General features: G+C 35.2%; 14 protein-coding genes and 1 other RNA gene. 4 read left to right on the top strand and 11 right to left on the bottom strand.

Annotated elements, in window-relative coordinates; all coding sequences use genetic code 11:
• Positions 1–89: 89 nt before the first annotated feature.
• The 4 genes from DNJ75_RS13335 to dnaA all read right to left on the bottom strand — a co-directional run bounded on the left by DNJ75_RS13335 (position 90) and on the right by dnaA (position 4,917).
• Positions 90–1,010, bottom strand: coding sequence for an arginase (locus DNJ75_RS13335; RefSeq protein WP_157968347.1), 921 nt, complete (start codon positions 1,008–1,010; stop codon positions 90–92).
• On the bottom strand, positions 1,003–2,076 hold the full coding sequence (locus tag DNJ75_RS13330) for an ornithine cyclodeaminase (protein ID WP_117003946.1): 1,074 nt from the start codon (positions 2,074–2,076) through the stop codon (positions 1,003–1,005). Before DNJ75_RS13330 ends, DNJ75_RS13335 begins: the two co-directional genes overlap by 8 nt.
• A gap of 199 nt (positions 2,077–2,275) precedes the next feature.
• Positions 2,276–3,388: a DNA polymerase III subunit beta gene (gene dnaN, locus DNJ75_RS13325; RefSeq protein WP_117003945.1), complete on the bottom strand. Its 1,113-nt coding sequence runs from the start codon at positions 3,386–3,388 to the stop codon at positions 2,276–2,278.
• Between the two features lie 14 nt (positions 3,389–3,402).
• Positions 3,403–4,917: a chromosomal replication initiator protein DnaA gene (gene dnaA / locus DNJ75_RS13320; protein ID WP_117003944.1), complete on the bottom strand. Its 1,515-nt coding sequence runs from the start codon at positions 4,915–4,917 to the stop codon at positions 3,403–3,405.
• A gap of 631 nt (positions 4,918–5,548) precedes the next feature.
• Between dnaA and ffs the strand changes: the two genes are divergently transcribed.
• Positions 5,549–5,646: signal recognition particle sRNA small type (gene ffs, locus DNJ75_RS13315), an RNA gene on the top strand.
• A gap of 3 nt (positions 5,647–5,649) precedes the next feature.
• Here the strand turns inward: ffs and DNJ75_RS13310 are convergent.
• On the bottom strand, positions 5,650–6,423 hold the full coding sequence (locus tag DNJ75_RS13310) for a glucosaminidase domain-containing protein (RefSeq protein WP_157968345.1): 774 nt from the start codon (positions 6,421–6,423) through the stop codon (positions 5,650–5,652).
• A 153-nt stretch (positions 6,424–6,576) separates the two neighbouring features.
• On the opposite strand from DNJ75_RS13310, the gene pepD reads away from it, so the two are divergent.
• The 3 genes from pepD (at position 6,577) to DNJ75_RS13295 (ending at position 9,012) form a co-directional block, all read left to right on the top strand.
• Positions 6,577–8,055: a beta-Ala-His dipeptidase gene (pepD, locus tag DNJ75_RS13305; protein ID WP_117003942.1), complete on the top strand. Its 1,479-nt coding sequence runs from the start codon at positions 6,577–6,579 to the stop codon at positions 8,053–8,055.
• A gap of 281 nt (positions 8,056–8,336) precedes the next feature.
• Positions 8,337–8,570 (top strand): type II toxin-antitoxin system HicA family toxin, encoded by a 234-nt coding sequence (locus DNJ75_RS13300; protein WP_206609113.1) that lies wholly within the window; start codon positions 8,337–8,339, stop codon positions 8,568–8,570.
• A gap of 13 nt (positions 8,571–8,583) precedes the next feature.
• Complete coding sequence (locus DNJ75_RS13295; RefSeq protein WP_117003941.1) at positions 8,584–9,012, top strand: type II toxin-antitoxin system HicB family antitoxin; 429 nt, start codon at positions 8,584–8,586, stop codon at positions 9,010–9,012.
• Here the strand turns inward: DNJ75_RS13295 and DNJ75_RS13290 are convergent.
• The 6 genes from DNJ75_RS13290 to DNJ75_RS13265 form a co-directional block, all read right to left on the bottom strand.
• Positions 8,999–9,394 carry a hypothetical protein gene (locus DNJ75_RS13290; protein WP_224742315.1) on the bottom strand — a complete coding sequence of 132 codons (396 nt, stop codon included), beginning with the start codon at positions 9,392–9,394 and terminating at the stop codon, positions 8,999–9,001. The genes DNJ75_RS13295 and DNJ75_RS13290 overlap by 14 nt on opposite strands.
• Before the next feature lie 127 nt (positions 9,395–9,521).
• The gene (locus DNJ75_RS13285; protein ID WP_117003940.1) at positions 9,522–10,880 is read right to left on the bottom strand and encodes an AMP-binding protein; all 1,359 of its coding nucleotides are present in this window, start codon (positions 10,878–10,880) and stop codon (positions 9,522–9,524) included.
• Positions 10,877–11,458 carry a COG4648 family protein gene (locus DNJ75_RS13280; protein ID WP_117003939.1) on the bottom strand — a complete coding sequence of 194 codons (582 nt, stop codon included), beginning with the start codon at positions 11,456–11,458 and terminating at the stop codon, positions 10,877–10,879. Before DNJ75_RS13280 ends, DNJ75_RS13285 begins: the two co-directional genes overlap by 4 nt.
• On the bottom strand, positions 11,458–11,712 hold the full coding sequence (locus DNJ75_RS13275; RefSeq protein ID WP_117003938.1) for an acyl carrier protein: 255 nt from the start codon (positions 11,710–11,712) through the stop codon (positions 11,458–11,460). The genes DNJ75_RS13280 and DNJ75_RS13275 overlap by 1 nt, the downstream gene beginning before the upstream one ends.
• Before the next feature lie 3 nt (positions 11,713–11,715).
• Entirely contained in the window at positions 11,716–12,003 is a 288-nt protein-coding gene (locus DNJ75_RS13270; RefSeq protein ID WP_117003937.1) for a phosphopantetheine-binding protein, read from the bottom strand.
• Positions 12,003–12,440 (bottom strand): lysophospholipid acyltransferase family protein, encoded by a 438-nt coding sequence (locus DNJ75_RS13265; protein WP_325048315.1) that lies wholly within the window; start codon positions 12,438–12,440, stop codon positions 12,003–12,005. Before DNJ75_RS13265 ends, DNJ75_RS13270 begins: the two co-directional genes overlap by 1 nt.
• Between the last annotated feature and the right edge of the window lie 132 nt (positions 12,441–12,572).

Here is a 12,572-nt window from a genome sequence, read left to right as displayed (position 1 = left end):
ATCTTTAAAGTGATTTTCAAAAGTGGTGGATATTTCCTGAGTCATAGCTAATACAATAGATTCCTTTGATGACAACTTCAAAGATAAATTTAGCAAAAGTCAACATATTTTAGATGGGACAGCCGTGATAACGATGCAAACTCACCGTTATCTTCTGACAAAAAACTGTTATCCTCCGTAATTGCCGCGATGATATTTGCAATCACATCACCCCCCTTATCATCATGATCTAAGGTTGGATTATATTCGGTAATTTCAACGCCAAGCAATTGCTCTTTTGGCATTTCTTTAAAGCTCGATAACACTTCGGGTAGCAAAATCCCATCCTCAACTGGAGTGCCTAGCGCTTCAATATACTGTGGATCCAAACCATCTAAATCAAAACTAATACCAAAAGGGATTTCTTTTGATTTAAAATGATTTATTGCCGAGTTAAAACAGTAGTTAAAGCCAAGTCCATGAACATCTTCCATCATAAATACTTTAACACCCAGACTCTTCAAAATTGCTTGCTCTGGCTCTTCAAATGAGCGGATGCCGATTAAAACAACATTTTCAGGCTTAAGTTTAGGGTTGTCTGATAATATTTTTGTCATTTTATCATCACCATAACCCATTAATGCTGCCACTGGCATGCCATGCAGGTTTCCACTATGCGAGCTTTCAGTCGTATGCGCATCCATATGCGCATCTATCCAAATAAGTCCAAACTCACCCGCTGCAGCATGGACGCCTGACCAAGTACCAACGGCACAACTGTGATCACCGCCAATGGTAATAAACTTATCGCCCTGCTCAATCACATCTTTTGTTGCATGAGCAAGCTCAGTTGAAAATGTATTTAATGCATTAAGTGCCGAAAGACGTCTTTCACCACCTTCAAAGTAAACTGTTTTTTGCCACAGCTTAGCTAATTGCAATTTACTCTTCACACAATCAGGCGCTTGCTCACAGCCAACGATACCGGCGCAGTTGCCAACACTGGCCCCTATAAAGCGATAACTAAACATTTGCGTGCACCTCTTTGATTCGTAATGCACTATTATCACCATGCTCATTTAATACGGAGAATAAATCCTTAGGGTCTTTTAATGCCGGAATCATGTTCATCGGTACACCAATATTGTATTTTTCAGCTAATTGATATGTAAGCTTCAATGCCGAGAAATCTTCCAAAGCAAAACCAACGGAATCAAATACGGTAATCTCCTCTTGGCTAACGCGTCCTTGCTTTTCATTTGAGATAAGTTGCCATAATTCAGCATAAACAACTTTCTTTGCTTCTTCTTCAGTGAAATGCTGAATCTCACCTTCAATAAATGATTGCTCAAAGAACTCAACCACTACTTTAGCGCGTGGTAATATTGCTTGATCTAGCTCAGTTTTACCTGGACAGTCACCACCTAAACCATTGATATGCACACCCTCTTTGATCCAGCTATTTTCAATCACAACAGCATGTGCTTTGCAGGCAGTACACACCGTAATAATATCAGCGCCCTTGACAGCTTCTTCATTGCTATTACAAGGAATGAGTTCAAAGTCATAAGCTTGCATGTTTTTCTCAAAACGACGCATCGCCTGTGGATCAATATCATGGTAGCGAATCGTTTTAATATCACGCACAATGGCTGCTGCTAATGCTTGAAAGTCACTTTGTGCGCCTGTACCGATTAAAGCTAAAGTACTAGCATCTTTTCGTGCCAAATAATCAGTGGCTAACGCTGAAGTTGCCGCTGTACGCAAACCCGTCAACACCGTCATTTCTGAAATTAACAATGGATGACCATCTGACACTTTCGATAACTGCCCTGTTGCCACAATCGTTTGCTTATTCTGCAATGGATTCTTTGGGTGTCCATTGACATATTTATAGGCAAATAACTCTTTATCCGCTGTCGGCATTAATTCAATTACACCATCTGGCACATGAAATGCTGGGCGTGGTATTTTATCAAATTCCTGCCAACGCAAAAAATCACCTTTCAAGGTTGTCATTAAGTCAACTAAATACTGTCTTAAGCCATGTTTATGTATAAGCTCCGCTAGCTTTTCAACTGAAATTACTTTGATCATTAAACTTCTCCTATCCCACATATTTTATATAAGATTATAAAACTTTATATTGAATATATTTTTAACAATATCACACTCATTTACCATAGATAAATAGATTGTATTTTACTGTAGATTTGCAACAAGAGGTAATATAAATTTAATAATCAAAAATAGCAAATAGATTCATGCACAGATTTTTGAGCCCGCTATTAGGTATTTAAAGCTTAATCGGGCTCACTACATACGTACTGCGACTATCATCATCCTTGATAAGTAAACTCATTTGTGGGCTATCAAAATAAAAATCAATGTGTTCTGAATCTAACACATCAACGATGTTTAAAAGATAATTTACGTTAAAACCAATTTCCATTGGTTGGTCACTATATTTCACTTCCATTTGATCTTGTGCTTCTTCATGCTCTGGATTATTTGCTGATAAAAGCAAAGCATTATCCTGAAGCTCTAGGCGTACACCGCGATATGTTTCATTCGATAAAATTGCCGTACGTAGTAATGCCTGTTTTAACTCAACACGGTTAGCGACTAAAAGCTTTGTATTATTCGGTGGAATCACTCTTGTATAATCAGGGAAGCGTCCTTCAATAAGCTTTGATGTAAACTGAAAATCAGGCAGAATAATTCTGAAATAGTTTTTACCAATTTGCACTTCAATTTCAGCATCTTCAGGCGCTGATAACGTGCGCTCTAGCTCTTTAATGGCCTTGCTTGGTACTATAATTTGAACAGCATCTAGGAAAGTATCTTCTATCAATACCTCTGAGCTTGCCATGCGATGACCATCAGTCGCAACCGTGCGAAATCTATCGTTATTGACTTCCCACAACATGCCATTTAAAAAATAACGTACATCATTATTTGCCATGGCAAATTTTACACGCTTGATTGCTGAATTAAGCTGAGCATATGATAGTTTAAACATCGCTCTACCTGTATCTTCATTCATCATAGGAAAGGATGAAGCCTTTAATATTGACATAGTAAATTTACTGCGATTACATGCAACTAATACCCGATCATTTGCTTCTTCTGTTATTTTAACCGATGCACCTTCTGGTAAATTACGTATAATATCATGAAGCTTTTTGGCAGGAATTGCGATACTAGCATCATGTGATGCTTCTTCAAGCTCAACATAACTGACAATTTCAGTCTCTAAATCAGAGGCCTTTAAGCGTAGCTTTCCCTCCTCAATAATAAATAATACTGAGCTTAGCACTGGTATCGTATGCTTTTTCTCAGCAATCGATACTAAACCTTGTAATGGCTTTAATAATGCATCGCGAGAAAGTGTAAATTGTAACATCATATCTCCCCTGGGAATTAATGCGCTAATTTGCGCGATAAGTTTTGATAATCATCCTGTATATCAACATTATTGACAATCAGTTTCTTTATAGTCCTTACGGCATGTAAGACTGTGGTGTGATCTCTACCACCAAAAAAGCCACCAATTTCCGGCAAACTATGATTGGTAAACTCTTTAGCCAACGCCATTGCCATCTGCCTTGGACGCGCGACATCACGACTTTTTTGCTTTGATAATAAATCGGTAATTTTAATATTATAATAATCAGCAACAACACGCTGGATATTGTCTACTTTGACAATTTTATCCTGTATTGAAATAACATCTTTTAAACATTCATAAGCAAGCTTCTCATCAATGGCTTTTTTATTAAACTGAGCATAGTTAAGTACACGCCTTAACGCACCTTCTAATTCTCGCACATTAGAGCGAATATGCTTTGCCATAAAAAGCGCCACATTTTGATCAATAGGTCGACCAAATTGACTTGATTTATGTAATAAAATCGCGCTTCGTGTTTCAAGATCAGGAATATCAATTGTGACAGTTAAGCCATAACCAAAACGTGAAACTAAACGTTCTTCAAGTTTAGGTATTTCCTTAGGATACTTATCGCAAGATAAGACAACTTGCTTACCATTTTCAAGCAAAGTATTAAATGTGTGGAAAAATTCCTCTTGAGAGCCTGCTTTACCCGCAATAAACTGGATATCATCAACTAGTAACACGTCAACAGAGCGATAAAAATTTTGAAATTCATCACCTGAGTGTAAACGTACCGCATCAACATAATCTTTGACAAAGCGCTCAGATGTCACATATAGCACTTTCGCCTTTGGGTTATTATGTAATACATAATTACCAATAGCATGCATTAAATGTGTTTTGCCTAACCCACTGCCCCCATAAATAAATAATGGATTATAAGCCAACCCTGGATTAATGGACACTTGCATCGCTGCAGCACGTGCTACTTCATTAGCTTTACCCACAACAAAATTATCAAAATTATATTCTTTTTTTAATGGTGAACCAAAATCAACACGTTTTTGATCTTTTGGCACGGATAGTGCTTCATCAAAACCATAGAGCTCGCTAGAAATACCCGCATTTTTATCCACTTCAAACTCGTTTTGATCATCCATGGAATCATGATTTTCCAATAAACTATCAACAACCAGTGGTGCTGTTGTCACATTCTTATTGAAAAGATCAGTCTGTGGACCAACACTACTTTTTATCGTCGATACTTGCATTACTGTGTCTTGAACATCCACATTTTGGTTATCACTGCTTTTTTTCACTGAGAACTCAACAAGTAAATGAGTGTTTTCTTTGTATTTTTTTAAGGTATCCACAAGAAGCTGTTGATATTTGGTCTTTACCCAACCAAGAAAATAATTATTCGGTGCATAAATTGTGAATAAACTACCTTGATCATTTGTTTTCAAAGGCATTATCCATATTCTATATTCTTGTTCAGACAAGTTGTCTTTTAAATAATCCAAACATTGTGACCAAACATTCATACTTACAATGCATCCTATATATATAAAGGGTTTCTAGCAATTGTTTAGACCAGTAAATGTGCTAGAAAAAGTTTATGTTTTCAAATTATCTGTGGATTATATCAAAGCGTGCACAGCATGCAATGCTTGATATAAACAACTGTGGATAACTCTGTGGGTAATTATGTGAATTACTTGTTAATTATCTTGTGAACAAGCATGTGTGTAACTATGTTCATATCCCTTTGGATTTTTTTGTGGAAAAAAGATAAACATGAGGAAAGAATAAAGAATCCACATGAAAACCACAGTGGACTAACATAGATGTCCACAAAATTATACACAAGCGAATCCTTTATACAATAAGACTTTAAAGATGTTTATCCACAAATATCCACAAACCAATAACAGAAAAAACAAGGAAAAAGAAATTCTCTTTTAAACAAAAAAGGAAAAAGAAGATAAAAAGAAAAGTGGATAAAAATAAAAAAAGGAAACATAAAATAAAATCATTTATAAACAGATATAATACCTTCCTGTCGTTAGTTGTGCATGTTTTATTAAATTTAAACTGGATGAAAAGGTAAGCTGTGAATTATTTCAAAATAATGATTGAAAAGAATGGTAAAAGTCTGAATAATGGCAACCGCTGGTTTGGTCCTCTTGCGACACTAGTTTATGAACCCCGTCAGGTCTGGAAGGAAGCAGCGGTAATAGATGATGTGTGTGCCGAGATGTAGGCTAAGCCAGTACTTAATTGTATTGATATAGATTATTATAATCCATAGTTGAAATAATTCGTTTTTCATACTCGCCATCTTCAAGTTCAGAGTAATGAACTAAGGTTTTAATCAGATCTTTACCGGTTATTGGTTTATCTTCTTTGGTTAATTGTGAACGAAGTGTGCGAAACTCTTGAAAATTTGTACCTGTATTTAACAGATTAAAATAAGATTGCACACTGTCTTTAGGTGATGGAAATACTTGCACTTCATTAATCGCACCTGCTGTACGTTGTTTAGGAACAAGGCCACAACCTTTGGTAAAACAGTGCTGACCAAAATAGTTGTTACCATCAACGGCAAAACGAGAAGTACCCCAGCCAGTTTCAAGCGCAGCTTGAGCAAGTACCATGCTTGTCGGGATAGTATTAACTTTTATAAGTAAATCTTTAACCATTTGAGTTAGAGCGTTTTCGTCAAAATTAACTTTATATTGTTCACAGAATCTAGATAATTGATCTTGTTGAGCTTTAGAAAGCTTTTTGTTTTTATTAAGCATTGCAAGCATACTTTTTAATGCTTGTCGTTGGTTTAAGACATCTTGTTGTACTTGATGGATAAATGGCAACATATAATCAATGAATGCTTGTTTACGATCACTAACACTGCTTATTGCTTGAAAGTCAGGTTTTTCCACAGTAGTCTCTGTATTTTTAGAGCAGCTTGTTATAAAGCTTGCTAAGCTAATAGCCAGAAAGCCAGAGATTGATAGTCGCAATAACTTTTTTTTACTTGTTTTAAGCATTGTTAAGATCCTCTTTTTATTAGTATTTCTCTCTATAGTACGAACCTTTAGCATAGACTATAACTGCTAAGAAAGATTGTTTGTGTTGCTTTTTTTAGCAGAAATGATCTGCTAAAATGCGGACAAATTCATGTAAATAAAATACAAGGTAATATGATGACAACAGCAGTTGATATGGTTAGCGAATTAAATATAGAAACATTAAAAAACGAATCTATATGGCAATATTTCATTGAAATAACTCAAATTCCAAGACCGACATTTCATGAAGAAAAAATCAAAGCTTACTTACTAGAATGGGCGAAAAATAACAGCTTTAAAACGAAGATTGATCAGGCAGATAATATCGCAATTTATGTGCCGGCAACCAAAGGCTATGAATCACACAAACCAGTTGTTTTACAAGCACATAAAGATATGGTGTGTGAAAAAAACGAAGAAGTAACATTTGATTTTTTAAATGATAGTTTGCAGCTAGAGATTATTGATGGCTGGCTTAAAGCAAAAGGCACAACACTTGGTGCTGATAACGGTATAGGTATTGCCGCAGCAATGGCAGCTGCAACTGATAAAGATATTAAACGTCCAGCACTTGAAATATTAATCACTGCTTCAGAAGAAAGAGGATTAATTGGCGCGAATAATTTAAGTAAAGACTTATTAACAGCCAATACGATGATCAATCTAGATACAGAAAGCTGGGGAGATATCTATGTTGGTTGTGCCGGATCACAATCAGCAACAATGACATTCAAAAATGAAAGCATTGATCAATCATCTTCACTTCAAAGTATTGAAATCATTGTCAATGGTCTTAAAGGTGGTCATTCAGGTTTAGATATTGATAAAGCGCGCATTAATGCGGCAAAATTTATGAGCATGATGCTTGATGATTTAGATCAAAATCATTCATATAGCATGAATGAAATCAAAGCAGGGAACCTACCAAATGCCATTCCACGTGAAGCTAAGGCTATTATTTCTTGTCAAGTTGAAGATGTAGCACAAATAAAAGAAACGTTAACGCATTACTATCATAATTGGTTTGCGATTTACCACAAAAATGAACCTAATTTTGCATTAACAATCAAAGAAGTAGCAACGGCAAAAACGGCATTTAATGATGATTTAAAGCATCGTTTGTTAAATGTATTAACAAGCATACATTCAGGTGTCTTAGCGATGAGCCCAGCGATGCCAAATCTGGTAGAAAGCTCAAATAATTTATCTTCGATTAAATTAAAAGATGACGATATTGTTATTACGGTTTATACACGCAGTGATAATAATTTAGCGATCAACAATTTTATGCAATCGATTAAACGTATAGCTGCTCAAAATAACGTGATTTTTAATAAATCCCAACTATCCCCTGGCTGGAAGCCAGATATGAGCTCTAATGCGCTTAAAATTGCCAAAGATAGCTATTTTTCACTTTATTCTAAAAAAGCAAATATCAAAGCGATTCATGCCGGTTTAGAGTGCGGAGCTATTGTCGATAAATATCCACATATGGATATGGTTTCAATAGGACCATCAATTGAAGGTGCGCATTCGCCCGATGAAAAAGTAAAAATCGATACAGTTAGTGAGTTTTATCAGCTATTGAAAGCAATGTTAGAGAGATTATAGAAAAGGAGTAAAGAGAGTAAGTAAAAGTCATCGTTGTGTAGGTGAGTCACTCTATGTGCTTGACGACATAAAGGTTATCTAAGGAGGGGAGGGAGGATGACGACCCACCTAACACATCCCTAGTATAGTAAAGGATTTTAAAAGTGTTAGTATTTTTATAAAAAAAGTGAAAAATTTTTCTTAAGATTATAAAAACCTTGGAAATATAAGGTTTTCAGCATGGTTAATGATGGATATATAAAAGAAACTTAAACTATGGTACCTTGATTTGTAACATTTTTATGTTATTCTTAGGCAGCGATAGTAATTTGATGATAACAATGCCTGTTTCAGCTAAGTTTGTACTTAATGAATTATTAAAAAATGGATGGCAACTTGCTAGAGTGACAGGTTCTCATCATATACTTAAGAAAAATGATATAACTATTGCACTACCAGTGCATGGATCAAAAGATCTAAAACTAGGCCTTTTAAAAGATATCGAGAAGAAATCTAAAATTAAGTTTAAAAAATAAATGAGGTGCGAACATGCTAAAGTATCCGTTTAAAATAATAAAAATGACAGATGATGGTGAATATTATCTGATTACATTGTTAAATTACGGTGAGGTAGTCACGCAGGCCGATACAATAGAAGAAGCAATAGAAAATGCAGAGGATTTACTCAATGGAGTGTTAAGCTATGCTATAGAGCAAGATAAAATTGAATTGCCAAAACAAGTAAAAGGCAAAGATATTTATATGATTGCACCATCAATAGAGTACGCAATTCCCATTATGCTAAAGCAAGCACGGCAAGCAAAAGGTATGAGTGCACCACAAGTGGCTAAAGCGCTTGGCGTACCTTATCAAAATTATTGGCGTATTGAGAAAGGAGAGCGCAAAAACTTAACCATTAATACCTTGCAGCGTGCTGCTGCGGTACTTGGGTTAAGTGTTGATATTAGTTTTGTGTAATATTTTCAGGATAAATAATTGAGTTTGTATGATCATCATTCCAGATTTCTTGCTCACTTAATGTTGTCTCAATTAATTCAACAAGAGCGCCTTCCACTTCAATCATTGCAACTTTAAATCCTGCAAAAGGTTCATAGGGCGCCATGATAATTTTCTGATCTTTAATGGCTTCAGCAAGATCATTAACCTTAAAAGCAACATGTGCTTTAGTCTGAATAATCGGATGCAATGGACATCCTTCTTCAAAGCGATGGTACTGGATACGAAAAGGATTGTGTCCTTTGGTGGTGTACATTTTAAATGATGAGCTATAACGTTCATCAGGATGTTTTTCTGTTGTCGGGATACCCATATGGTGGTATTGATAGGTGATGTTAGTCATGCTAGAAAATGAGGTTGTCTAATTTTTAGCAAATAATAATACGTTGATCTAAACTTGTAAACTCAAGTTTATCGAATGAAATTATGAAAAGCTGTGACAAAATGGAATGTCATTGCGCCTTCAGATGTTATTTTTGCAACATAAAAAAACTTAAAATTTTATCACGATCAATTTTACTTTGTGCATTAACAGCGATCTCATCACCATAGCGAAAGGATTTAGGTAGTAGTACTTTCTCAAACCAATGACTTAAAAAGTGACGCAAAGTGTTATTGAATGCTAAGGTACTCAGGTGCTCTTTTTGTTGTTTACCTGATGTTGATAATACAATAAAAACACCAATATATTCGCGCGATTTTTCAAGTTTTAGTGCGTAACAATCATTAACCCAAGGATGACGCTTAAGTTTATCTTCAAGCTCTGTAAGTGATAAACGTTTGTCTTCAAGTTTTACAATCCGTCCTTTGCGACCTTGTAAAATAAATTGGTTAGGCTTGATTAACTTAATGATATCATCGGTATCGATAAATGGTTCAAGAAAAGAATCAGCATAAACACGCAATGTCAGATCTTTATTTTGACTAATTAGCACATCATCAAAGGATTGCCAAAGTCGATTATTAAGTTGTTGGCGCCAAGCAATAACACCGGTTTCACTACTACCTAATATTTCATTAACAGTTAATTTTAGATATTTACGTAAGTTTAGTGCTACTTCATTTTTTAATAAGCTACCTGCACTGAAACAAGTAATCTTAGAAAGGTCTTCTTCAAAAGTTAAACGCGATAATAGAGCAGGGCTTGATATAAAAATAAATTGGTGGTTTATATCTTTTAATTGCGCTAATTCCTCACTTAATTCAATGCGCTGACTATAGATAGGTCGTCCTATTAAGGCGGGGCACAGAAAATAAAAAATAAAACCATAAAGATGTTGATGATGGACACTACTAGTAACCATCAGCTCTTTATCAAGATTAAAAAAGTGATTTAAGATATTAACTTCATTGACTAAGTGCTGAAATTTCTTAATGATTTTTTTAGGTTTTCCTGTAGAGCCTGAAGTGAAAAAAATAATATCCGCGGTGAATAGACAGTCATCTATTTTATTCTCAAATATATCATTAGCATTAAGATCAATTGGTTTTTTATCAAAACAAAAGCATTGTCGCTGTTCATCAAAATGAAGTATCGCAATATCTTCATTATTGCTAATATCCTCAAAAAAACCACACGTATTATTAGGTGGCAAGATAATGGACTTGTTAGTAATTAAGGCACTAAAAAAACCAATATAAAAATGATAAATATTGTCACAATAGAGAATAATTGAAGTTGTCTTTTGTTGGCTTAAAAAATGCGCTAGTGGAAATATAATTTGTTTAATTTCACCAAGTTGTGTTGGGGAGTTGTTTTTTTTGCCATGGCAAAAAATGACTTTGTCATCGCCAAAGTGTCGAAATAATAAGTCTAAATAATCTTTCATTGGCTGTTTTTTCTTTTAACAAAAATGCGCACAACAAACTCACAAACAAAAAACGCACCAATCAATATATAAGAAATCAATCCATTATAAATTGTCCAAACATGTAATGAACTAAACAAAGCGCTATAGCAAGAAACTAAAGCGTTTAACAGAAAGAAAACACACCACGCAATGGTTACTTTACGCGTGTATGTACTGACAAAGTGCGGTAGTGGTTGACGTGATGTTTTTTTTGCAAATTGATAAATGATATTCTCTTTTGCGAATAATGAAGCAATAAAAATACTTAAAAAAGCAAGATTCATGGCAACAGGGTAAAGTTTAATGAAGATGATATTATGCGATAACATTCCTAATAAACTAATAGCAACACCAATACCTGAGAGGGTAAATAACGCATATTTAGGCATGATGCTATGATCGTTTTTGTGATTGAAAATCGCTCGCAAGCCAAAAAGGCAAAGGATAATTAAACTTAAGCCTTGCACGGATAAAAACTGTATACCAAAAAAAATGACAAAGGGGTAAAGTAAAATGGCAATAGCGATGATAAGGGTAGTTAAGCTACGTAAGGACATTATTGATTGTTAATTTCTTGGTCAATGATTGTGACGATATCATTGACAGTTTTTACTGATTTAAATTCTTCAGGTTTAAACTGTTTATCAGTTTTACTTTGTAAATAAACAATAAGATCCACCGCATCAATGCTATCTAAGTCAAGATCTTCATATAAGCGTGCCTCAAGTGTTACATCTTGTGGATCAAGCTCAAAAAGCTCAGCAAATATTCCTTGAAGTTCTTGGAGAATTTGCGCTTTTGATGTACTCATTTTTTATCCCTTATTATTTTGTGTCTTTTGTGTCTTTTGTGTCGCAATAAATTGCGCTAATGCTTTAACTGACTCAAAGTGCTTTTTCACATCATCAGTGTCTTCATTAAGCTCAAGATTATATTTTTTCTTCAAGGCAACGCCAAGCTCCAGTGCATCGATAGAGTCTAATCCAAGCTCGTCACCAAATAATTGCATATCACTAGCAATATCTTCAGTAGTAATATCTTCTAAATTAAGCACGTCAATAATCAGTTCTTTTAATTCCAGTTCAAGTAGGGTGTTATTCATTAATCAATATGACCTTGTAATTGTTGTTGTAATATCTTTGTTAACCGTCTTGCGGCAACCGAAGGAAGTTGATTGCACTCATTTAAAATCGCTTGAGTATCAATAAGATCCTTAACTGTTAACGTGAAGATCGGTTTTGTCGCGGGTATTTTATACCATTTATCATTTTTTGCCAGTGTGCTGGGAATACAGCTTAAATGAATAATACGAATTGGTACCCCTGCGCGAATGGCAATCTGTGCTGCCCCTCTTTTTAATTGGATTGGCATATTGGGAATAGAGCGCGTGCCTTCAGGGAACATCAATAAGTTATTACCTGAGTTCAATGTTGCCTTGATATCACTAAATGTTTGCTCAGGATCGATGTTGGGAATATAACCTGCAGTGGAGATAACGCGTCGTATAAATCGATTTCTCCATAATTGCGCTTTAACGATGTTGTATCGGGTCAGTGGGGCGGTTAGCCCCGACTGCCCACAGAACCGTGCGTACGGATCCGTACACGGCTCCTCATGTTAAAGATACCAGTATGCTAAGGTAAACCAGTGTTCTCGGTTGTCTTTTGATTT

Origin of the sequence: Cysteiniphilum litorale, assembly GCF_003428165.1 — a bacterium.
Lineage (GTDB): Bacteria > Pseudomonadota > Gammaproteobacteria > Francisellales > Francisellaceae > Caedibacter > Caedibacter litoralis.
This window is presented reverse-complemented; position numbering and strand designations above follow the sequence as displayed.